The organism is Arthrobacter arnarulunnguaqae, assembly GCF_051262515.1.
Taxonomy (GTDB): Bacteria; Actinomycetota; Actinomycetes; order Actinomycetales; family Micrococcaceae; genus Arthrobacter_N.
This window is the reverse complement of record NZ_JBIMER010000044.1, coordinates 1-386: the sequence shown is the minus strand read 5'-3', so window position 1 is coordinate 386 and position 386 is coordinate 1. Positions and strand designations below refer to the sequence as shown.

1 pseudogene is annotated in these 386 nt (G+C 81.6%); it reads right to left on the bottom strand.

The annotated features are described in order from the left end of the window. A pseudogene (locus tag ACHAAJ_RS15595) lies at positions 1-386 on the bottom strand (hypothetical protein); the annotation flags it as partial.

Genomic DNA, 386 nt, shown 5'->3' with positions numbered 1-386 from the left:
GTGTCCGGATCGCTGTCCTGCGCCGGGCGGGTGCCCGCCGGGATGTCCGCGGCGCCGCCCCCGCGGGTTCCTTCGGGCTCGTCGGCCCCGTCGGCCCCGACCGCCCCGCTTGCCCCGCTCACCCCGACGCTCCGCTCGTCGGCGACGGCAGCGCCGTCACCACCGTCGGCGGCCCTGTCGCCGGCGGCGTCTGCGCCATGGACGGCCCCGCCGCCGGCAGCGTCCCTGCCCCCGAACGGCGCTCCGTCCCTGCCGCCTCGATCGCCAGGCGGGGCCGTCCCGGCCGTGCGGTGGGGAGGAACGCCGGTGGGGCGGCCTCCGCCGCTTCCGCCGCCGGCGCCGGAGGGAGCGCCCGTGGCGCCTGCGCCGTCCGCGTCGTCCGTGGT